The organism is Halobacteriovorax vibrionivorans (assembly GCF_003346865.1).
Classification (GTDB): domain Bacteria; phylum Bdellovibrionota; class Bacteriovoracia; order Bacteriovoracales; family Bacteriovoracaceae; genus Halobacteriovorax_A; species Halobacteriovorax_A vibrionivorans.
Genome location: NZ_QDKL01000003.1, coordinates 637,130 through 659,737 on the forward strand (window position 1 = coordinate 637,130; position 22,608 = coordinate 659,737).

Consider the following 22,608-nt stretch of genomic DNA (forward strand, 5'->3'; position numbering starts at 1 on the left):
AAGGAGGCCATATGGCAGCAAGAGAATACACTCAAGAAGAACTTCAACTTTTTGAAGACATTAAAAATGGAAAGAAATTTGATAAGGGTGATGAACTTCCTCCCCTATATAAGAAAGCATTAAGAAATCTACTTTGGATGCAACATGATTCTGAGTATTCAGGTGCTCTTGGTTATGCACCATGGATTGAAAAAGCTCCAACAATGCAAGAAAAGGTTGTTGTTGCTCAAATTGTAAAAGATGAAATGAGACACGCTTCAGTTTGCTACCGTCTACTTAAAGGTCTAGGTGAAGATGTTGATACTCACATTCAAGAATCAGAACTAGGTTTTAAAATGGAAGAAGATCTAGCTCAGATAGGTTTTCAAAGAATGAAAAAAGATTACCGAGTTAATATCTTCTACTACGGTATTAATTACTGGGAAGACTTTATTCTATTTAACTTCTTAATGGATAGAGCTGCAGGTCACCAACTAGAAGATACTCTTGATTCAAGCTACCTACCGTGGAAAAAAGGAATTGAAGGAATCTATAAAGAAGAGATCATGCACCTTGCACACGGTGACAAGTGGATCAAGATTCTAGCTGAAGGTGATAACAAAGAATTCCTTCAAGAAAGATTAAACGTATGGTGGCCAAGAGTTATGAATGTATTTGGTTCAACTAAGGGACGCTCAAATGATCTCTACGTTAAGTTAGGTCTTAAAAAGAGAACAAATGCTGTTGTTCGCGACGTTTTTGTCGATGAAGTAGAAAAATTATGTAAAGAAGCTGGTCTAGTTCTTCCTGAGTATAAGGAAGAAGAACAGCCTCAAAGGCAATAAGCTTATATGAATATCAATAGTGTTTTAGTTATTGGTGCAGGAACCATGGGGCGAGGAATCGCTCAATGGTTCTGTCAACACGGTGTAAGAGTTGAACTGGTCGACCAACATTTAGAAATGGCCCAAGCAAGCGGCGATCTAATTCATAGCTCATGGGATAAACTACATTCCAAAGCAAAATTTGATGCGGATGAGATTAAGGCCTTTAAAAAGAACCTTAGAATCGTAGATATGATGGAACACCAAATAGATCACGATCTTGTGATTGAGGCCATCGTTGAAAACTTAAATATCAAATGCCAAGTCTTTAACCGACTTGATGAGATCATGAAAGAAAGCACTATCTTTGCTTCTAATACTTCTTCAATTCCAATAACTAAGATGGCCAAGGACTTATCAAAGACAAGAAGAGAAAACTTCTTAGGACTACACTTCTTCAATCCAGCTACGATTATGAAGCTAGTAGAAATAATTGAAACTCCTTGGAGTAAGAAAGATATTGCTCACGGACTTTATGATTGGTTTGAAAGATACGGAAAGAAACCGGCCCTTTGCAAAGACTCACCTGGTTTTATTGTTAATCGTGTGGCCCGAAACTTTTACGGTGAATCATTTCACCGTCTAGAGAATTACGACAAGGATCAAGTAGAAGAGATTGATCGCGTAATGAAGAATGTGGGTGGCTTTAGAATGGGACCATTTGAATTAATGGATCTAATAGGAATTGATGTAAACTATGATGTTACCCAATCTGTTTGGGCATCATATTACTATGAACCTCGTTTTAGACCACATAAGATTCAAAGAGAAATGGTTGATAGTGGACGTATTGGACGCAAAGTAAAAGAAGGATTTTATCGTTATGAATAAGGTAACTATATTAATAAGTGACAATCACCCTCTTCTTAAAAGTGTTCACGGATGTGACTACCCTTCTATCACTGTTGATCCATTCAATATCAACACCCTCGATGGCGTTGACTTTGATGAGACATCTTTAATCATTGATCTAACTTGTTTTGATCGAAACTCTAAAATGGACCTCTACGAACATTTAGATAATGTTTATGATGGCCCAATTATTTCAGACTTAACAATAAATTGGGGTGAATACCTCATAACACAATATGAGAATGTTGTAGGAGCTGTTGCTTCAGCATTCTATTCTCCAAAAAAATGCTTTGAACTTTATCAAAAAGATAATGAGTATGAAGAGACAACTTTTAAAGTCTTCAAAGACTTGGGATATGATCTTGAAATCGTCAATCATGTAGGAATTGGATTTACTTACCCACGTGTTATTTCACAGATAATCAATGAGGCCTTCTTTGCTAAAGAAGAGAATCTAGCAACTCAAGCAGATATCGATAAGGCCATGTGCTATGGAGTTAATTATCCTCATGGACCTTTTGAATGGTGTGAAAAGATTGGAGTAGAAAAAGTAATCATGCTTCTTGAAGAACTAAGGGAAGTTACTGGTGATGCTAGATATCGACCTTCCCGCTTACTTAGGATGAATTTATGACAATACAATATAAAGATGCATATATCGTTTATGCAAAACGTACCCCTATTGGAAAACTTGGAGGAAGCTTATCTCACTTAAGAGTCGATGATATGCTGGCCAATCTTTTCAAAGATTTTTCACAAAATTTCGACTTTGATATGAAAGAAATTGATGATGTCATAGTCGGCTGTGCAAATCAGGCAGGTGAAGATAATCGAAATGTAGCACGAATGTCAGCACTTCTGGCAGGACTTCCCTACGAAGTACCAGGTGTAACATTAAACCGCCTATGTGCATCTTCACTAGATGCAATTATTGACGGTTGGTCACGAATTAATCTTGGAATGGCCGATTGCCTCCTAATTGGTGGAGCTGAGAGTATGACTCGTGCACCTTTAGTTATTTCAAAAGGATCAACACCATTTGGTAGAGACTCAAAAATGTTTGATACGACTTTTGGTTGGCGTTTTCCAAATAAGAAAATGGAAGAGATGTTTCCACTTCTTGGAATGGGTCAAACAGCAGAAGAAGTTGTAGCAAAACTTGGAATCTCTCGAGAAGATCAAGATGCCTTCGCTCTTGCCTCACATCAAAAAGCTTGTAAGGCATGGGAGAATGGAGACTTTAACGATGAAGTTCTACCAGTTGAAATTGCGCTTAGAAAAGAAACATTAACAGTATCTAAAGATGAGGGACCAAGGCCATCAACAACGATGGAAGCTCTCTCTGGCCTTCGTGCTGTCTTTAAAAAAGATGGAAGTGTAACGGCCGGAAACTCTTCAATGATGAATGATGGCGCTGCTTGTGTTGCACTAGTAAGTGAAGACTTCTTAAGAAGACATAATCTTACACCACTTGTTAAATTAACAGGGGCCGGTGTTCGAGGAATTCACCCAAATATCATGGGACTAGGCCCAGTTGAAGCGACAAAGAGGCTAATGGATAAGTTTGGCAAGAAAGTTTCAGACTTTGATGTTGTGGAATTAAATGAGGCATTCGCATCTCAATCACTTGGTTGTATTAGAGAGCTTGGCCTTGATGAATCAAAAATAAACTTACGTGGTGGAGCAATCTCACTAGGCCATCCTCTTGGATGTTCTGGGGCAAGAATTGTAACAACACTAACTCATATCATGAAAGATAATGCGAGTCTTAAACAAGGACTGGCTTCAATGTGTGTTGGTGTCGGTCAAGGAGTCTCACTAAGCGTAGAAAACTGTAAATAGGAGAAAAGTATGGATGAAGTAAAATTATATATCAATGGTGAAATTAGACCTTCTTCAACTGGTGAAATGGTGGACTCAATAGACCCATCAAATGGGGAGCTTGTATCAAAGGTACATATCCCTTCCACTCAGGACTTAGAAGAAGCTGTACAATCAGCAAAAACAGCATTCTACAGCAAAGAATGGCGCGATATGGATCAGGTAAAACGTTCAGAGATCCTTCTTAAAGTTTCAGAACTTATCAAAGAAAGAAAGCGTGATTTCATCGCTGCAGAAATTAAAGATAGTGGTTCAACTTTTAGAAAAGCCGCTGCAGATATCCATAATAGTGCAAGCTTCTTTAAGATCATGAGTAAGGTTACTGCAGGATTTAAATTTGAAGAAGTTGATGAGAAAGCAACTCGTGCCGGATTCTCTAAGAACACTCGCCGTTTTGAGCCAATTGGTGTTTGTGCTCAAATTATCCCATGGAATCTTCCACTACAAATGGCCGCATGGAAAATCGGACCGATTCTAGCGACAGGTTGTACAACAGTTTTAAAGTCAGCTGTTGAAACGCCAATGACAGCAATGATGCTTGCAGAGGTTTTAATCGATGCAGGTGTTCCTAAAGGTGTTGTTAATATCGTGACTGGTGGAGCAAAAGAAGGCGCATTCTTAGTAAATCACAAAGATATCTCAAAAGTTGCCTTTACTGGTTCAACTGAGATTGGAAGAGAGATCCTAAAGCAAGCTGCTAATGAAGTAAAAAATGCGACACTAGAGCTTGGTGGGAAGTCTCCAAATATCATCCTTGATGATGCTGATCTTGATATTGCAGTGGATGCTGCACTTTACGCATTTCTCTATCACTCAGGTCAAGCATGTACTTCTGGTACTCGCCTTCTTGTTCAAGAAGGGATCTATGATGAATTTATGACAAAGTTTAAAGAAAGAATTGCTCAGGTTCCACTAGGGCCAACACAAGAAAAAACAACGGGGCTTGGGCCAGTTGTAAGTAAAAAGCAATTTGATAATGTTATGAATTATATCAATAAAACAAAAGAAGAAGGTGCTAAGCTTATCTATGGTGGAGAGCAAGAACTAGAGAATGGTCTTGATAAAGGTTTCTACATTAAACCAACGGCATTTGAGATCACTCCAGACAATACAATCTGGCATGAAGAGATCTTTGGGCCAGTTGTTGGAATTACAAAGTTTAAAACAGAAGATGATGCAATCAACATGGCAAATAACTCAATCTACGGACTTGCTGGAGCAGTATGGTCTAAGAATGAAGATCGTGCACTTAAGATAGCAAAAGAGATTGAAGCTGGTACTGTGTGGATTAATGAGTATCACCTACTTAATCCAGGAATGCCATTTGGTGGCTACAAGCAGTCAGGGATTGGACGTGAAATGGGTGAAGAAGGAATCAAGGCCTACCTTGAAGTGAAGCACCTTTGGGAGTCTGATTGCAATACTCGTGAAGGAAAAATGTGGCTTGATGCTATATTTTAAGATCTAAAATAAAAAAGAGCGCTTAAAGCGCTCTTTTTTTTTATTAATAATGTACTTTAATAGCAAGGTTTCCAAAGTCATCGTAAATAGAAAATGAATTCTCCATTTGGGTTTCTTTATAGACAACATTTAGTTTTTCATCATAACAACCCAAAGTATAATCACCACCATATACTTCATAATTACGATCTAAATATGGGTTAAAACGACATACCTTAACTCTTGGATATCGATAAGGTAATACTTCATATTCCATTGCAAAGAACTCTCGCTTCACTTCACCTGTAAGTTCATCACTTGTAAGTCTAGTAAATACATTTTTAATTGAACGTGTTGAAGAAAAAGTGAAAAGAGATTTTAATTGTTTTGAGAAGTTTTCAGTACCAGGACGGTAAACAGGACGGTTGCAATATTTTAGGGAGTCATCATATGACTTTGTCTCCATATTGAACTCCTTAAGAATACAATTAATAGGAGTTGCCAAGGTCAAAGATGTTCCACGCCTACCATGCATAAATCGACGATAAGTCTTATCTTCTGAAATAGCATCGTGAACCAGTCCTAGAACTTCACCTGAGCGAGTATCCACAACTGCTGCCCCCATGGCCTCATTCTTTAAGTTACAATTCTTCATTGCTACAACTGAAGAATCATAATTATTTCCAGGGAAAATGACATTATCAGTAGTCTTACGACAATTGTATCTCATACGTCGAAGCTGATAACCTGAGTTTCCAAGATTCTTTCTAACATACCAAAGCTGATAATAATGAAAGTCTCTCATCTTACTATCTGATACTGGTGTCAGCTCACCTTCTAAAGAAGGAGTTAGCTCTACAACTGAGAATTCACCGTTAAATGTTTTCTTCTTATCAATTTTCGTATTGTGATCTTCAATGCTCTTACACTTAAGGATCTCACCAGAGATAGTCTTTGCAGCAATCTGCTCACAACTTGCCTTTGCAAGACAGTGACTTGGTACAATCATATGGTTCTTATTTGCTAGATACCCTGTACAATATAGAGGAAAGTCAGATGCGCTATTAATAGAGAGTACGAACGAGTCCGAACACTGGCCATCTTCAAAGCAAGTGAAATTAACTTTCGTCGAAGCCTCTAGCCTCGATTCTTGTTTTTGAATATTTGGTTTTGATTGACTCTCGCCTTCAGGAGCTCCACATGAGATCACTAGAAAAACAAAGGCCAATACAAGTGTTGCGTTCTTAAGCAAAGTCTCTCTCCAAAAACTTTATTTAACACTACGTAATAGCATAATAGTTCTTATCAAATATAGTATTGTAAATTATTCAAGAATCCTCGACTCAGCGTGGCATTTTCGACGAAATTAACTTATTCTTGTTAAATATGATTATTGTTAGTGCGTGCTTGGCCGGCAAGAAATGTCGTTACGATGGAGAGCACAAGGAAATTCAAGATGTTACAGAACTCGTTGCTCAGGGCAAGGCCATTGCGGTATGTCCAGAAGAGCTAGGAGGACTACCTACGCCTAGGCCACCTGCTGAGAATGTAGACGGTAAACTCATCACAATTGATGGAAAAGATGTCACCTTAAATTATGAGAAGGGAGCACAAATGGCACTAGAGATCGCACTTGAAAACTCATGCACGCAGGCCTTATTAAAGTCGAAATCTCCAATGTGTGGCCTTGGAAAAATCTATGACGGATCATTTAAGGGTCAATTAACAGATGGTGACGGTGAATTCACAAAGCTCTTAAAAGAAAATGGCGTTCAAGTTAAGTCCTGTAACTAATTTCATCTTTTCACACCTACTCAAAAAATCTAAATTCAACTGCTTTAATTCGGTATATTAGGTGCCATGCTCCTTTTGTTTCGCACTTGCGAAACAAAAGGAGCATGGCACCCTATTTCTAAGGAGTAGAAATGAATGATCTTGAAATGAAGCTATTATTAGCAAAGAATCTACAAGGAAGAATGAAGCATATCACTGACCAACTAATTCACTTAAAAGACTACCCTGAACAATGGTCAGATTTTAAAGAAATTATTAATATGAAAATTAATCATGTAATCAATGACTCCATTACTCTTGGTAGTGAAAAAGCGGCCCATTATATGGCCCTACTTCAAAATCAACTAAATGATGAATTCTGTAATGAAACAATTGATATAATTCGAGAACAATTTGATGAAGTTTTAAAGGCCTTAGATGCATACGGGCCAGAGATTTTGATTAATAACCCTACTCAAGTAAATTTTGCTCATTAAATAAATATGCCCCGCATTCGCGGGGCTATCCTTTTGCAGTATTTATTGTGGTTGGTTTAATTAACCAATTAGTTTTAGAGCTGCAGCACCTTGAGAATTAGACTGAGCAAGAACTGAAGTACCAGCGTTAACAAGGATGTCACTCTTTGCTTTCTTAGCTGTTTCTGCTGCATAATCAGTATCTCTGATACGTGAGTTTGCTGCACTTAAGTTCTCAGTACTAATTTGTAGGTTGTTGATTGTAGAGTTAAGTCTGTTCTGCTTAGCACCTAGCTCTGCTCTTTGTCCTGCGATATTTTCAATTGCAGAGTCAAGATTTGCTAAAGCTGCTTGAGCACCTTCTTTTGAACCAACTTCTAAATCAGCTACACCTAGAGCTTCAAGACCAGAACTTAGTACGTTTGTATCGAACTGAATTCTATCTTGAAAATCATCATTATTAATACCGATTTGGATATCATACTTATCACCGTTTCCAGTTAGAAGTTTCTTTCCGTTAAATTCAGTAACTTCAGAAATTCTTTGGATCTCTTGCTTAAGGTTTTGATACTCAAGATCAGTAAATTGTCTCTCAGTGTCACCTACTGTGTCCGACGCTGATTGAACAGATAGTTCTCTTAGTCTTACTAAGATGTTTGATACTTCATTCAGACCACCTTCTGCAATCTGAATCATTGAAATACCGTCATTTGCGTTTCTCTCAGCTTGCTTACTAGATCTAACCTGACTCTTTAATTTCTCAGAAATTGCTAAACCTGCAGCATCGTCTGCTGAACGTACAATTCTTGTACCAGATGAAAGCTTTTCTAAAGATTTTTGTTGAGTTGAATTCGATTGACCTAACGCTCTTTGAGCTGATAGAGACGATACATTTGTGTTAATACGCATACCCATTGTGATACCTCCGTGATCTACATACTCCCCGTACTCAGGGTTGTCCCGACCATTGGAACAATGAGCATACTGCTCTTGTGAATTATTAAATTTCAATTAAGTCATTTGACCTAACACAAAGCTTCTCGGAGGTAAAAACTAAAGCTTTAGAAAAAATTAAAAATAATTTAAAATATTTTACATATATGTTCATAAATAAAATTCATAAATAGCCGATAATAGAGACCATGGAAGAGGGAAAACCACTAATCTTTCTGCATCCTTTAACTAAGAGTGTGCAGGCACTTAAAGAGACAATCGAGCAAAATGCCGAAAATGACGGTATTGAAATCTATGATGTCGAAAATCCAGAGGAATATAATCAACTCGTCCCTACTATTGGCCAATCCCTCACGATCGCCTGCCAACCGAAGAAATGTGCTCAGTGTATTCAACCTTTAAAAAGGTTCATATTTAAGAACAATGTAAAGATACTCCTTATTAATAGTAAGAATATTCCACCAAAGACCCTTGATAAGTTTAGAAAGATTGGTCTTACGGAGTATATCCAAGAGCCTGTTCCACCTAAGACTCTTCTTTATAAAATCAACTTAATCCTGCGCTCCCTTAAGAAGCAAGATGATGGCGATGAAATGGAATACCATTCTAAGGAAGAGAAGAAAACATTTAGCGATGATGATCAATATGAAGATAAGGCCGATGCCCAAAAATTTGGTGATGCTGGCCACCTAAAAGGTAAAGTTAACAAAAACAATCACCTCAAAGATGGTAAAGATGTTTTTGATGATGATAGAAATGTTGGTTCAGAATGGGAAGAGACACAAGAAGATCCATATAAGAACTCAAAAGAATATAGCGCAGAGCAGGCCATTAATTCAAAAACAGCAGGCAGGCTAGAGGGCGAAATTCACAATGAAAAGCAGCATTCCAATAAAGATGATATTCAATTTGATGATGATCTTTATGGACAAGACCAAGATAAAAAGAATGCAACAAATAAGGCCGAACAATTAGGTGGTAACCTTCAAGGTAAGCTAGGATCAGAATCTGAGGCATCAGAAGATGATGATGAATTTGATGAGGATCTTTTTAAAAGCTTAGAAGGTGTTAGAAAAAGCTCTTATAAAGAAGAGGATAAAGGTGGCGCTCTTCGTGGAGATGTCTCACCTACAATGAAAGATTCAAGAGATCAAGAGGACGAAGAAGATCTCTTTGCAGCTCTTGATTCAGCGACAAAAAAGTCTTCCTCTAGCAATCAAGATCAAGGTGGACATTATAAAGGTAATACCACTAATGGAATTGATGATATAAATGAAGAAGATGAAGAGGATCTCTTTGCAGCTCTTGATTCGGCCTCAAAAAAGTCTTCCTCAAGCAATCAAGATCAAGGTGGACATTATAAGGGACAAACTTCAAGTGGCCTAGACGATATCGAAGACGAAGAAGATGAAGAAGATCTCTTTGCTGCACTAGACTCAGTCTCAAAAGGCAAGCAAACACAGCAAAAGGATCAGGGCGGACATTATAAAGGCCAAACTGCTCCAACGATGGATGAGATTGAAGAAGAAGACAAAGAAGAAGACCTCTTTGCATCATTGGATGCCGTAAAAAGTGGAGCTAAAAGAAAAGAAAATGATCTTGGTGGTCATTATCAGGGTGATATTGGTCCAGAAGTAGACGATATAAATGAAGAAAATGATGATGAAGAAGACCTATTTGCTTCTTTAGATGCACACAAGAAGGGAGCATCATCAAAAAGACCAAGTCAAGGCAGTCCTGACAATGAAATGATTGATAACGAAAAGGGCCTTGAAAGAGATCTTGCTGAAAATAAAGATGCCAAGCAAAGAGATGAAGACCTCTTTGAGTCATTAGCACAACATGGGAAGAGAAAACCTGTTCAAAGAGATGAAAAGCAAAAGAAAAAGTCTGATGATGGAGAGGATGATAATCAAGATGAAGACCAAGCAGAAGGCGGCTCGATTCAATATGAGAAAAAGGGTGATCTAGGTGAACAGACTATCGATTATCGCAACCTTGATAAACAGCCAGAATACAGTGGTGGAACGAAAGAAAAATTAGAAATAAAAGTAACAGATGCCCCTGAGCAAAATAACAAAGAAAAAGACCAAGGCTATGACCAAAAGAGTGAAGAAGAAATTGATTACGACCTAAGTAATGCATTAAAAAAACTTCAAGAACAGGATCAAGCTCCAGGTTATGATTATAGCAAAAGGCCATCAAATAATAACAATGCAAATAATCAAGATCATCAACTAAAAGTTAATCAATACTCAAGTAATACAAAAGAAGATCAGCAAGCCGCTGACTCCGAGTCGGCCATTGAAGAAGCAAAAGATCAAAAAGAGTTAGAAGAGGCCCTTAACTCCATAATTATTCCTGAACCAAAGGATATGGACTTTCTCATTCGTGCCACAGATATGCTCATTGATGGTGATGAGATAAAACAGATGACCTCAGATTATATTAATGAATTCTGTGATGGAACCCTCATTGTTTATAACCTGCAAAATGAATGTATTATGGGTAGTGAACAGGGGCCAGATAATTTTGAAGCAGTGAAGAATATATTAAAAATAAAGAGAAAACCAAGTTGGAATGATGACACATTCCAAGCTGAAACACTTTACTATCACTGCCCTATTATTGAGAATACAAATTATAGTTACTTCACAGTATTTTTCACCACAAGAGAAGAGATCGAAAAATCAGAAGATACCCCTAAAAGGATAGAGATTTGTCTTGAGGCCTTAAAAGGAAGTTATAAAAGTGGTGAAGATCGTATGACAACGAAGATAGCTTCATCTAATAAGTCTGCTGCATCAAGTTTAAAAAACTCAGTAGGAAGCCTCTTTAAAGGAATATTTGGTAAAGGACGAACATGATTGCCTATTTCTATATAAAGCTTAAATCGCTTAAAGACATTCGCACCTTCCCTTTTACTCTCTATGTCTATAAAGAGAAAGAGAATCTCTACACAGAATACTTAAAAGCAAACACACCTTTAACTCAAGATAGTTATAACCTATTAAAGTATATTGAAGATAACAAGACAGGAAAAATCGCAATCAAGCTTTCACAACGAATGACTTATCTTGCAACAGTTGGAGAATTAAGTGAGTATACTCCACAAGAGGCAAATCAAATTCGTGAAAAGATCAACATCTTAAAAGAGCATGAAAAAGCGGTTGAAACAAATCAAAAAGAAGCAAGAACAAGACTACCTCTTCGCAGTGTCTTAACAAAAGCAATCGATCAGGACGACTTCCTACCAATTATCTTAAGGGCACAAAAAGAGATATCAACATTTCCTGTAAACTTATCTCATACTATCTCTCTTGCAAGACACTTTGCCATGACCCATCTTGATAAGGACAATCTTACAAATCGAATTGTGGCACTGAGCTTCTTCTTTGCAAAGAAACTTGGAATTGAAGACTATAAAAAGCAAGCCGATCTAATCTGTGCTTCTTTTCTAGCAAATATTGGACTTACAAGTATCTCTCCAAATATCATGCATGAGAGCTTTGAAGAAGTAACAAGCGACCAACGAGAACAATATTATAAGCATGTGAAAGTATCTCGTATGCTTATAGAAAAATCAGGTGTTCAATTATCAGAAGAGTGTAAGGCAATTATTGATCACCATCATGAAAAACATGATGGTAGCGGAATGCCTGGACAAATTTCTCAAGCTGGACTTAGCCTTGAAAGTGAAATCCTAGAATTTATTTCTCATATTCTAGAGTTTAGCACAGGATTAATTAACGGAGAAAAATCACCTCTAAGCAGCGTTGTATATATGGTTGATGCTCAAGCGGGAGTTGGTGGTCTCAATACAAACTACAGTGACAAGATAAAGCCTCACATCACTAGCGTACTAAGCCTTTAATTGAAGCTACCATACGGCAATGTATTTCGCCCTTCCCACGTATGCAAGTTTGCTTGAACTTTTGGCAAGTGCTCATCTTTATTATTCTTTGGATCTAAGACTTCAATTTTAGCAAAAGTAAGTTGGGTATTCCCTCCACCTTTACCAAAGTCTAGATTGTACATTCTAGTCCAGGTTCCAGTATTTATGAAAGTTTTACCATTAGTATAAGTGCGACAAATTGGCTCATGTGTATGGCCAACAATCAATACATCCGTATCTTTTGCATCTTGTAGATATTCAAAAGTTAATTCTTCGTAATCCTGAAAGAGGTGTAATTCTTTCATGAAAAGCTTTAACCAATCACCAAAGTTATTACTTATTTTAAAAAGATAGATTGAGCGAACCATTATAAAGTAAATGGTATTGGCCAACATGAATCGAAGAGTAAAGAAAGTATCATAAATGAGTCCATTAATGAGAAACTTATTAATTGGGCGAACTGCATTTACATGATCTCGTTCTTCTTTAAACTTATTTATCACTCGTGTTACATAGTAAGAGCCCCAAGGCGGATTAAAGTATTTCTTTCCGTCCTTATCCTCTATAATGCAACTTTCCTCTTCAAAAGTATGAGCAATTTCGTACTCGTGGCCATGTCTTAGTACAACACGATCAGTAGGACGATATTCATCATTTAGCTCTCTTATGACAAAGCGATCTCGTACTTCTTTATCAAAACAATTGAGAACCATCTCTTTTAAAGAATCAAAAACTAACTCCGCATCATGATTACCAATAATAAATGTAACCTTTTTATTCTTTACTTTTAAGAAGTCGTTAAGGGCCTGCATCACCTCTTTATGTGCATCTAGAATTAGCTGTAATTTCTTCTTCGATGATTCCTCAGACCAGAACTCATCATCAAATACTTGCACATAAGGAACTGCTAAAAGGTCAAAAAAGTCTCCGTTAATAATCAACTCGACATCTTTACTGGCATACTCATCACTGCTGAAGTATTCGAGAAAATCAACTAACTCTTCATCATAGTGAAAGTCTTCGAGATAATTTCTAATACCATTTACATACTCTCCTGCGCCAAGATGGACATCAGAGATTATGATTATGGTCTTCTTTGAGTTACTCTTGCGAAGGAATCTCATATGCGGACTTTCCTATATTTAACACGACTCTTTGAAAAGAAGGGTCTAGTGGAACAAAGTAGAATTTATTCTTTGTATTAAAATCAAACTCAATACTCATTTCAGCGTCTGGCTTAATCGTGACAAATTTTAGATTCTTATCATTGTCATCGACAAACTTCCCTCTAATTGTTGAGAGGGTACGATTTTTAATAACAACTGCAACACGAGAGCCCCTCTTTTTTACCGGAGAGATAACTTTATAATAACTGGGCATAGCTGTTACTAAAAAAGCCTCAGACTTTTCCATTCTCTGTTGCGCATATGAGTTCATATGCCATGAGATCAGACATGCAAAAGCTAGAGTAAAAAACTTAAGAAATTTAGTTTTTGTCATACATATATTGTAACTATTTAATAATTTGTTGGTCCTTATTGGCAAAGCTTACCTAGTTCACTCAGAATAAGCTAAATTCTTGGGCCAACTTCAATGTTGACGAAAAGATATTCATGATAAGTACACTAAAGAAAACATTTACAAAGAATCAAGAGACTAACCCAAGCTTTAAGGTCAACTTCTCAGACCCGGCCCATCACTGGATTAATCAGAATCAAAGAATCAAAAGATTCTTTGAGGACGTCATTTCACAATTGAGTGAAGAAGAAAAAGACAGCTTGGCCACTTATGGGGAACTTGTCTTTTTAGAAAGTCAGGGCATGCACTCTAGCGTTATTCCATCACATGGAGATAAGACATTTGTACTTGTCTATCCACAGTTAAAAAAAGCAATTCTAACAGCAGATAATGAAGAAGCCTATGCAATCATATTTCATGAATTAGGACATCTCTACTATCGTCATTTCACAATGAGATTACATGCAAATGAAATGACAAAGCAAATTGAAGCAGATGACTTTGCTATTAGACATGGATTTGGAAAGGGTCTATTTAACTTCTTAATGAAAATGCCTATTAGTCATGAAGTTAGCCAAAGACTAGAAATGATTCGTTTAAGAACTTAATTTCATCACGAATTTTAGCAGCATCTTCAAAGCGGAGGTCTTTTGAGGCCTCTTTCATCTCAATTTTAAGCTCAGCAATACGCTTTTTAATCTCATCAGGAGACATGGTAACGTCTTTAGGACCGCTCTTTTTCCCCTTCTTTTTACCACCACGTAAAGTTTCAATTACTCCACCTGAAACTTCCTTAAGAATCGTTTGCGGAGTTATGCCGTGATCTTCATTATATTGCATTTGAATAGCTCGACGACGTTTCGTCTCACCGATTGCTCGCTCCATAGACTTCGTTGTTTGATAAGCATACATAAGAACTTTACCATCACTATTTCTAGCGGCCCGTCCAATTGTCTGAACAAGGGAGCGCTCAGATCTCAAGAAGCCTTCCTTATCAGCATCCAAAATGGCCACTAATGAGACCTCTGGAATATCAAGACCTTCTCTTAGGAGATTGATTCCCACAAGAACATCAAACTCACCAAGGCGAAGATCGCGAATGATCTCTACTCTTTCAATCGTATCAATATCACTATGAAGGTATTTCACCTTAATTCCACTACCATGGTAGAAATTAGTTAACTCTTCTGCCAACTTCTTTGTAAGAGTTGTCACAAGAACTCGCTGGCCTTTTTCAATAATGCGCCTTACCTCAACTAAGAGGTCATCAACTTGATTAGTTGCATCCCTAACCTCAATAATCGGATCAAGAAGTCCTGTTGGCCTAATAATTTGCTCAACAAACTCTCCATGAGTCCGCTCTAATTCGTAATTACCAGGGGTAGCAGAAACATAAAGGACATCATCGAGCTTTCCTTTAAACTCCTCAAAATTTAAAGGACGATTATCTAATGCTGAAGGTAGGCGAAAACCGTAATCGACGAGATTCATTTTACGGGCCCTATCTCCGCGATACATCCCACCGACTTGTGGAATAGTTATATGTGATTCATCAATAATCATTAAGAAGTCTTTCTTAAAGAAATCAATAAGTGTTGGTGGAGGATCACCTGGTTTACTCCCCGTCATATGACGAGAATAATTCTCAATACCAGAACAAAAGCCCATCTCTTCAAGCATTTCAATATCAAGTAGTGTTCTTTGTTCAAGGCGTTGCCTTTCAACTAATTTATTTTGTTTCTCTAACTCTTGTAGGCGCTCTCTTAGCTCAACTTTAATAGTCTCAAGAGCACCATCCATTTTCTCCTCACCAACAACATAGTGAGATTTTGGATAAATTGTAACCTTACTAAGGTTATGAAGTTTTGTTCCCCTAAGTGGGTCAACAATTGTTATACTTTCGACTTCATCATCAAAGAATTCAATGCGAACAACATTCGAATCCTCATGAGCAGGAAAGACTTCAACAATATCCCCTCTTACGCGAAAACACCCACGAACAAAGTCGATATCATTTCTTTCGTATTGAATAGCAACTAAAGACTTTAGAAAATCATCGCGGTCTTTCTCATCACCAACAAAGAGAGTCTCCCTCATACTCGCATACTCATCAGGAGAACCAATACCGTAAATGCAACTAACCGAAGAGATTATGATGACATCATCTCTTTCTAAGAGAGAGCGAGTTGCAGAGTGGCGAAGCTTGTCGATCTCATCATTAACAGATGAGTCCTTTTCTATATAGGTATCACTTCCCGGAACATAAGCTTCAGGTTGATAGTAATCGTAATACGAAACAAAGTACTCCACAGCATTATCGGGAAAGAATTCTCTAAACTCGGCATAAAGTTGTGCCGCAAGTGTCTTATTATGTGCCAAAATTAAGGTCTTTTTTCCAAGCTTTTGAATCACATTGGCCATGGTAAATGTTTTACCAGAACCGGTAACGCCCAATAGAGTTTGCTCTTTTTCTCCAGAAGAGAGTTTTTCCACAATAGTCTTGATGGCCTCTGGTTGATCCCCACAAGGTTCAAATTTTGACTGTAAATTAAAGGTCTTATCACTCATATCGAGATTGTATCCTATTAGATTAAAAGATAACAATTATTATCTGAGCTATAAATATGTTACATTATTAACTAAATTGATCATTTTTTAATTAGGGATAAAAAATGAAAAAAGGTGAACTACAAAGGGCAAAGATCATTGATATTGCCATAGGTCAGATCGCTGAAAAAGGCATCGCTGCGACCTCATTTCAAAAAATTGCCGATACTCTAGGTATTAGCCAGTCTGGTGTCTTTCATTATTTTAAGAATAAGACCGAGCTCTTTCTTGGGGTTTTGGAAAGTATTCTTGAAAGACGTACTGAATTAATAAATCAATTAATCACACCAACTGATGATAGTATTGGCCGTATACGCAAGCACTGCCAAGCTAGTCTGACCTGGCTAATTGATAAGCCCAGTGAAGCTAAAATCATCCTCTACTTATATCAACAATCTTCCACTAATTCTGTCGTTCTACCATTTGGAGAGAAGGTCATCCTCAATGGAAGAAATCGATTAGAGGACTTAATTGTTGAAGGACAAGCTGAAGGTAGCATCTCACCAAAAGTTGATGCTAAGCTTTGGGGACGACTACTACACGAATTTTTGACAGGCTCATTAATGCAAACAATTTGCCTATATGAAAATTGTCTACTTCCTAAGGAAGTTCAAGAATTTGATATTAGATTAAATGAATTATTAGATTGCCTAAAGGCTTAAGCAATTGTGAGGCCAAAAATAAATAAAGCGTTTGCAAGTTACCCCACAAACGCTTATTTCACACACACAACACAAGAGAATAAGTTCAAAAAAGAATTTCGAACTTAAAGCTGTTATTCAAAACAGCTCTCAATTTGATTTTTTATTTCAGTTTTCTCAGAACCATTCTTGATTGAGATCTCTTGAACAATTAAGTCTCTACACTGCTCAAGCATTTTCTTCTCACCAAATGAAAGATTCTTCTTATTCTTAAGTAAGAATAAAGATCTTAGGACATCTGCGATTTCTAAAAGTGAACCAGTTTTCACTTTTTCCATATAGTCTCTATAACGACGATTCCAAGTTGAGTTATCAACTTTTACATCGTGATCATTTAGAAGTTGATAAACTTCATTGATCTCGCTGTCGTCAACAAGCACTCTAATTCCATCTTTAGAATTGGTAGGAACCATGACAGTCATTCCGTTTGCTACAACCTTAATGATGTAGAACGAAAGCTTGTGCTCTCCTACTTCGCGCTCTTCGATGTCCACAATCTGACCAACACCGTGTCCTGGGCAAACTGCGTAATCACCAATGTTAAACATTTCTACCTCCATGGGTATTTCTCTCACTCAGTTATACTACGACGCGCCATGACTCTCAATGCAGCTTGTAAGATTTACACATGGGGTATGATTTTTAGACGGAAGGTTGTAGAAATGCGGGCCAAAAAAAAGCCCCTCAATAAGAGGGGCTTAATTCGATAAATATATCTGTAATTTCAATTAGTTAACTAATTAGAAACGTGGGCAAATTTCATCTTTTTCGAAGAAATAAGCAAGTTCTCTTTCAGCAGAAGCAAGAGAATCAGAACCGTGAACAGCGTTCTCACCGATAGATTTAGCATATAGCTTTCTAAGAGTGTTTTCAGCAGCTTCAGCTGGGTTAGTCGCACCCATGATTTCTCTATTTCTTTCAACTGCATTTTCACCTTCTAGGCACATAAGAACAACTGGTGCAGAAGTCATGAAAGCAACAAGTTCACCAAAGAATGGTCTGTCTTTGTGCTCAATATAGAAACCTTCAGCTTTCTCTTTTGAAAGGTGAGCAAGTTTAAGAGCAGCGATTCTTAGACCTTCTTCTTCAAATCTCTTAATGATGTTACCAATGTTGTTATCAAGTAGTGCATTTGGCTTAATGATACTAAAAGTTCTTTCCATTTTAATCTCCTTAAAATTATCTTGCGGAAAAATTCCCTAAATTCTTTTAATTAAAGGTTCTTTAAAACCTTCTCCATTGTTTCACCAAGTTCAGCTGGAGAACGTGAAACTGTTACGCCACATTCTTCAAGAATTCTAAACTTAGCTTCTGCAGTATCGTCACCGCCAGAGATGATTGCACCTGCGTGCCCCATTCTCTTACCTGGAGGCGCTGAAGCACCTGCGATAAATGATACAACTGGCTTACTCATATTCTTTTGAATCCATCGACCAGCATCTGTTTCAGCAGAACCACCGATCTCACCAATCATAATAACAGCATCAGTATCTGGATCTTTTTCAAATAGCTCTAGTACGTCAATGAAGTTTGTTCCGTTAACTGGGTCACCACCGATACCAACACAAGTTGATTGTCCGATATCTCTTTGAGTTAACTGATAAACAGCTTCATAAGTAAGAGTTCCTGAACGAGAGATAACACCAACACGACCTGGCATATGGATGTGACCTGGCATAATTCCGATCTTACACTCACCTGGAGTGATAACACCTGGACAGTTAGGACCAATTAGTCTTGATTTTGAACCTTCAAGAGCGGCCTTAACCTTTACCATATCAAGGATAGGAATCCCTTCAGTTATTGCAATAATAAGTGGCATCTCAGCATCAATCGCTTCTAGGATTGAGTCAGCTGCAAACGGAGGTGGAACCATAATCATGGCCGCATTTGCTTCCGTCTTATCCATTGCTTCTTTAATAGTATTAAAAACAGGGAAACCTTCATGAACTGTTCCACCTTTACCTGGAGTTACACCACCAACAAAGTTAGTTCCGTAATCTCTTGATTGTAGTGAGTGAAAAGTTCCTTGCTTACCTGTAAAACCAACAGTGATTAATTTTGTATCACGATTAATAAGAATGGCCATTACGCCTCCCCTTTTGTCGCTTCAACAGCTTTCTTCGCTGCATCTGCTAAATCTTCAGCTGCAATAATTGCAAGATCTGATTCATTTAAAATTTTCTTACCAAGAGCTACGTTTGTCCCTTCAAGACGAACAACTAATGGTACTGTTAAATCAAGTTCCTTAGCGGCTGCAACAACACCTTCAGCGATGATGTCACACTTCATAATTCCACCAAAAATATTAACTAGAATAGCTTTTACATTCTCATCTTGAAGGATAAGAGAGAAAGCTTTCTGAACAGTTTCTTTTGTCGCTGATCCACCAACATCTAGGAAGTTAGCAGGTTCACCACCGTGAAGCTTAATGATGTCCATTGTACCCATTGCAAGACCTGCACCGTTTACTAGACAACCAATATTTCCATCAAGCTCAATATAAGCTGCACCAAATTCACTTGCTGCTAACTCTTTTTCACTTTCTTCAGTTGGATCTCTTAGCTCTTGAATTTCAGGGTGTCTGAAAAGAGCGTTAGAATCAAAGTTAAGTTTTGCGTCTAGTGCTAAGATATCACCTTGCTTAGTTTTTACTAATGGGTTGATCTCTGCAATTGAGCAATCGTACTTCATATATAGATCGTAAAGACCTTTAAAGAATTGACCTGCTTCCTTTACTTCTTCCTTAGTCTTTAGACCAATTCCGTAAGCTAGCTTTCTTGCAACAAATGGAGTGAATCCAGCTGCTGGGTCAATTGCTACTTTAATGATTTTTTCAGGAGTCTTATGAGCAACTTCCTCAATCTCAACTCCACCTTCTTCAGAGGCCATCATTGTAACTTTACCAGTTGCACGGTCTAGAACAACACCAGCATAGTACTCGTGCTCGATGTCACATCCTTCTTCGATGAAAAGAGTGTGAACTTTCTTTCCTTCTGGACCTGTTTGGTGAGTTACAAGAGTCTTACCTAGAATATCGTCAGCGTGTAAGCGAACTTCATCTAATGACTTTGCAAGCTTTACACCACCTGCTTTACCACGCCCACCAGCGTGAATTTGAGCTTTTACTACCCAAATATTTCCACCTAATTTTTCTGCCGCAGCAACAGCCTCATCAACAGTCTTTGCTACTTCACCTCTAAGAACCTTCAGGCCCATGTCTCTCATTAAACCCTTGGCCTGGTACTCATGTACGTTCATTAAAACTCCTAAGTTTTCGTGTATGAAATATTCATGATTTTACTGGCTTATAATAGTGGTCATCTCTATAACTTTCTAGGTGAGTCGTGTCATTTTTGCCAAGTTTTTTGTCATTCAACTGATTAATGGGCAATTCATGGACTTATTCACAAAATAACGCTTAACGTCTTGTAGCAATTTCCGATTTTTCGCACAATTAGCTCATGGAAAACATACTAATAAGCCCAGGTAAATTTAGGCTCGACGGCGGGGCCATGTTTGGAATCATCCCAAAACCATTATGGAACAAGGTTCACCCTGCAGATGAATACAACCGCATCGACCTCGATCTAAGGCTTTGGATCATTAAAGACCAAGACAGAATTATTATTACAGATACTGGTATTGGTGATTACCACGGAGAGAAGTTCGACCAACAATTCGATGTTCGCCAAGAACAATCTCCTCTCGTAAAGGCATTAGCAGACAAAGGAATAAAACCTGAAGATGTAACAGACCTTGTTATCTCGCATCTTCACTTCGATCATGTTGGTGGAATGGTTTATAAAGATGGCGACAACTTTAAGCCAGTCCTGCCAAATGTAACGATCCACCTACATCGAGAACATTGGCAATATGCCCTTAATCCAACATTAAGGGACAGTGGCTCATTTCATAAGAAGTACTTTAAAGATATTATCGAGGAATTTGATAAAGCGGGACGCGTCCACTGGCTTACTGGAAAAGAGGGTGAGATACTCAAACTATCAAATGATACATTAAGATTTAAATGCTCTTACGGACACACACCTCACCTCGTGCATCCTTATACAAGTGAGTATATCTACTTGGCAGACCTGATCCCAACTTCAAATCACGTCCATGTACCATGGGTAATGGGCTATGATATCGCTCCAGGTCAAACAACAGTGGATAAGATGGAATTCTTAAAGATGATCATTGAAAAGGATCTAACAGTAATCTTTGAGCACGACCCGAAGTATGCAAGTGCAAAAGTCACGCAAAATGAGCGCGGAAAATATATCTGTAAAGATCTACAGTGACCTAAAATGACCTACATTAAGCTTTCAATCTGTTTTTGAATCTCATTCTTAACAGATTGAAGCACCACTCGATCATCATCCATGAACTTTCTTAAATGAAGACGTTTCTGCTTATTAAGGTAGCCATAACGTGACAGCTTTTCCACAAGCTTTGCACTCCACGCACTAATATCCTTACCAAGATTGTGGATTTCATTTTCTAACTTTAACTCAGTACTCGTTAATTTAGTCTTATCAAGTTCATAATTAGATAGAACTATACTTTGTAGAAGTGGCCCAATATTTCGAGCATATCTTTGTTGAAATTCCTTATGAGCAAGCCAACCACTTTTCTGACTCAAAGACAGACGATAATGAATGGACATCGATGAAATTAGAGACTCAAGTGTTCTAAGCTTTTCTCGAATTGTACTTATGGCCTTTCTCTTTGCTGTTTTGCGCTTTTTTTCAATTTTTGCAATCTGCTCCAAGTAAGCTTGCCTCGACTCAGGTACAAGAAAAACTTTCTTTTCTAGAACTTCTCGAATAGTTCCCATTCCCAATTTGTTCTTAATATTGTCTGTAACAGATAAGAATTCATAAATGAACGTTACATTATATGAACCAGGGATGAATTCACGGCCCTCTTCAAAGACAAGGTCCTTAAATTCAATAAGCCCACCCTCTCCAATATTATGGGCCTTAATCAAAATTTCAGATCCATCTAAAAGATCGGGTTTGCGATGAAGAATTAATTCAACACTCACTGGTTTTTTAAAAGGAAGCCTAGCATAAATAGTGGACATCTCTTTATTAACAAAGAGGTGTACATCGCCATCTTTAACAGGCCTTTTCATCTCATTTAGAGTTGTCACCGAAATATTTTGGACCTCAACCTTCTTTAACTTTGTCGAGCCAGCTGCAAAGTAAATACTAGCAATGAGTGTCACTGCTATAAAGAAAGTGGCAATAACTGTTGTGTATATCGGAAATTTACTAGGAAAAATTTCAATATCAGCTAAATCTGATTCTTCCTCTGGCACTTCTTTTAACTCCACTGGCTCTCTGGCAGGAATATCGGGAGTTTCAGTTGAGGCCTTTACGTCATTTATTGGTATCTCAGGAAGTTGGCCATCTTCTTTTAGAACCTGAGTTTCATAATAAGACTGAGCTTCTTGGCGGGCCAATTGAATTACAGCAAAGACAGGTTTCCAATTCTTTGCCCCTTTGCGCCAACAAAGTTGATAAGACTTAATTAGACCTTTATCATAAAAGTCGATAATATCTTGAGCTGTAAATGGTCCTTTATTTTTACCGGACTGATTAATATACCAATTTTTTTGCATAGTTGTAGTTTAAAGGAAG

The 22,608-nt window shown here is 37.7% G+C and carries 22 protein-coding genes; 12 read left to right on the plus strand and 10 right to left on the minus strand.

The features are described 5' to 3' along the window. The first annotated feature begins 11 nt into the window (after positions 1–11). From DAY19_RS13730 to DAY19_RS13750, 5 genes are read left to right on the plus strand one after another with little or no spacing between them, the layout of a single operon-like run. Positions 12–824 (plus strand): Phenylacetic acid catabolic protein, encoded by an 813-nt coding sequence (locus DAY19_RS13730; protein ID WP_115363416.1) that lies wholly within the window; start codon positions 12–14, stop codon positions 822–824. A gap of 6 nt (positions 825–830) precedes the next feature. Then, positions 831–1,694 (plus strand): 3-hydroxyacyl-CoA dehydrogenase NAD-binding domain-containing protein, encoded by an 864-nt coding sequence (locus tag DAY19_RS13735; RefSeq protein ID WP_115363418.1) that lies wholly within the window; start codon positions 831–833, stop codon positions 1,692–1,694. After that, positions 1,687–2,349, plus strand: a complete 663-nt coding sequence (locus DAY19_RS13740) for a 3-hydroxyacyl-CoA dehydrogenase family protein (RefSeq protein WP_115363421.1) — start codon at positions 1,687–1,689, stop codon at positions 2,347–2,349. Before DAY19_RS13735 ends, DAY19_RS13740 begins: the two co-directional genes overlap by 8 nt. Further along, positions 2,346–3,557: a thiolase family protein gene (locus tag DAY19_RS13745; protein WP_115363423.1), complete on the plus strand. Its 1,212-nt coding sequence runs from the start codon at positions 2,346–2,348 to the stop codon at positions 3,555–3,557. The genes DAY19_RS13740 and DAY19_RS13745 overlap by 4 nt, the downstream gene beginning before the upstream one ends. A gap of 9 nt (positions 3,558–3,566) precedes the next feature. Continuing rightward, the gene (locus DAY19_RS13750) at positions 3,567–5,057 is read left to right on the plus strand and encodes an aldehyde dehydrogenase family protein (RefSeq protein WP_115363425.1); all 1,491 of its coding nucleotides are present in this window, start codon (positions 3,567–3,569) and stop codon (positions 5,055–5,057) included. Positions 5,058–5,100: 43 nt separating this feature from the next. On the opposite strand, the gene DAY19_RS13755 is transcribed toward DAY19_RS13750, so the two are convergent. Beyond that, on the minus strand, positions 5,101–6,288 hold the full coding sequence (locus DAY19_RS13755) for a hypothetical protein (RefSeq protein ID WP_115363427.1): 1,188 nt from the start codon (positions 6,286–6,288) through the stop codon (positions 5,101–5,103). A gap of 134 nt (positions 6,289–6,422) precedes the next feature. Between DAY19_RS13755 and DAY19_RS13760 the strand changes: the two genes are divergently transcribed. Continuing rightward, a complete protein-coding gene (locus DAY19_RS13760) occupies positions 6,423–6,830 on the plus strand; it encodes a DUF523 domain-containing protein (protein WP_115363429.1) in 408 nt (135 codons plus the stop codon). A gap of 131 nt (positions 6,831–6,961) precedes the next feature. Continuing rightward, the gene (locus DAY19_RS13765) at positions 6,962–7,306 is read left to right on the plus strand and encodes a hypothetical protein (RefSeq protein WP_115363430.1); all 345 of its coding nucleotides are present in this window, start codon (positions 6,962–6,964) and stop codon (positions 7,304–7,306) included. 60 nt (positions 7,307–7,366) lie between these two features. Here DAY19_RS13765 and DAY19_RS13770 read toward each other — a convergent pair whose 3' ends face one another. Continuing rightward, complete coding sequence (locus tag DAY19_RS13770; RefSeq protein WP_115363432.1) at positions 7,367–8,200, minus strand: flagellin N-terminal helical domain-containing protein; 834 nt, start codon at positions 8,198–8,200, stop codon at positions 7,367–7,369. Between the two features lie 227 nt (positions 8,201–8,427). Between DAY19_RS13770 and DAY19_RS13775 the strand changes: the two genes are divergently transcribed. Both DAY19_RS13775 and DAY19_RS13780 read left to right on the plus strand, forming a co-directional pair. After that, on the plus strand, positions 8,428–11,106 hold the full coding sequence (locus tag DAY19_RS13775) for a putative sodium/potassium/calcium exchanger (RefSeq protein WP_115363434.1): 2,679 nt from the start codon (positions 8,428–8,430) through the stop codon (positions 11,104–11,106). Next, the gene (locus tag DAY19_RS13780) at positions 11,103–12,113 is read left to right on the plus strand and encodes an HD domain-containing phosphohydrolase (protein WP_115363436.1); all 1,011 of its coding nucleotides are present in this window, start codon (positions 11,103–11,105) and stop codon (positions 12,111–12,113) included. The genes DAY19_RS13775 and DAY19_RS13780 overlap by 4 nt, the downstream gene beginning before the upstream one ends. Here DAY19_RS13780 and DAY19_RS13785 read toward each other — a convergent pair. Both DAY19_RS13785 and DAY19_RS13790 read right to left on the minus strand, forming a co-directional pair. Further along, on the minus strand, positions 12,110–13,258 hold the full coding sequence (locus DAY19_RS13785) for a metallophosphoesterase (protein WP_115363438.1): 1,149 nt from the start codon (positions 13,256–13,258) through the stop codon (positions 12,110–12,112). The genes DAY19_RS13780 and DAY19_RS13785 overlap by 4 nt on opposite strands. Next, complete coding sequence (locus DAY19_RS13790) at positions 13,236–13,634, minus strand: hypothetical protein (RefSeq protein ID WP_115363440.1); 399 nt, start codon at positions 13,632–13,634, stop codon at positions 13,236–13,238. Before DAY19_RS13790 ends, DAY19_RS13785 begins: the two co-directional genes overlap by 23 nt. Before the next feature lie 113 nt (positions 13,635–13,747). Here DAY19_RS13790 and DAY19_RS13795 point away from each other — a divergent pair, with 113 nt between their 5' ends. Continuing rightward, on the plus strand, positions 13,748–14,260 hold the full coding sequence (locus DAY19_RS13795; protein WP_115363442.1) for a M48 family metalloprotease: 513 nt from the start codon (positions 13,748–13,750) through the stop codon (positions 14,258–14,260). On the opposite strand, the gene uvrB is transcribed toward DAY19_RS13795, so the two are convergent. Beyond that, positions 14,223–16,220: an excinuclease ABC subunit UvrB gene (uvrB, locus tag DAY19_RS13800; protein ID WP_115363444.1), complete on the minus strand. Its 1,998-nt coding sequence runs from the start codon at positions 16,218–16,220 to the stop codon at positions 14,223–14,225. The two genes, DAY19_RS13795 and uvrB, sit on opposite strands and share 38 nt — an antisense overlap. Positions 16,221–16,324: 104 nt before the next feature. On the opposite strand from uvrB, the gene DAY19_RS13805 reads away from it, so the two are divergent. Next, positions 16,325–16,921, plus strand: a complete 597-nt coding sequence (locus tag DAY19_RS13805) for a TetR/AcrR family transcriptional regulator (RefSeq protein ID WP_115363446.1) — start codon at positions 16,325–16,327, stop codon at positions 16,919–16,921. A gap of 113 nt (positions 16,922–17,034) precedes the next feature. Here the strand turns inward: DAY19_RS13805 and DAY19_RS13810 are convergent, their stop codons facing one another. The 4 genes from DAY19_RS13810 to sucC form a co-directional block, all read right to left on the minus strand. Next, positions 17,035–17,508, minus strand: coding sequence for a CarD family transcriptional regulator (locus DAY19_RS13810; RefSeq protein WP_233500278.1), 474 nt, complete (start codon positions 17,506–17,508; stop codon positions 17,035–17,037). Positions 17,509–17,700: 192 nt separating this feature from the next. After that, positions 17,701–18,129 carry a nucleoside-diphosphate kinase gene (gene ndk / locus DAY19_RS13815; RefSeq protein WP_115363450.1) on the minus strand — a complete coding sequence of 143 codons (429 nt, stop codon included), beginning with the start codon at positions 18,127–18,129 and terminating at the stop codon, positions 17,701–17,703. Between the two features lie 44 nt (positions 18,130–18,173). Beyond that, positions 18,174–19,049, minus strand: a complete 876-nt coding sequence (gene sucD, locus DAY19_RS13820) for a succinate--CoA ligase subunit alpha (protein ID WP_115363452.1) — start codon at positions 19,047–19,049, stop codon at positions 18,174–18,176. Further along, complete coding sequence (gene sucC / locus DAY19_RS13825) at positions 19,049–20,221, minus strand: ADP-forming succinate--CoA ligase subunit beta (protein WP_115363454.1); 1,173 nt, start codon at positions 20,219–20,221, stop codon at positions 19,049–19,051. Before sucC ends, sucD begins: the two co-directional genes overlap by 1 nt. A gap of 203 nt (positions 20,222–20,424) precedes the next feature. On the opposite strand from sucC, the gene DAY19_RS13830 reads away from it, so the two are divergent. Next, on the plus strand, positions 20,425–21,264 hold the full coding sequence (locus DAY19_RS13830) for an MBL fold metallo-hydrolase (protein WP_115363455.1): 840 nt from the start codon (positions 20,425–20,427) through the stop codon (positions 21,262–21,264). Positions 21,265–21,275: 11 nt separating this feature from the next. Here DAY19_RS13830 and DAY19_RS13835 read toward each other — a convergent pair whose 3' ends face one another. Further along, complete coding sequence (locus DAY19_RS13835) at positions 21,276–22,589, minus strand: DUF4339 domain-containing protein (protein WP_115363457.1); 1,314 nt, start codon at positions 22,587–22,589, stop codon at positions 21,276–21,278. Positions 22,590–22,608: the final 19 nt, after the last annotated feature.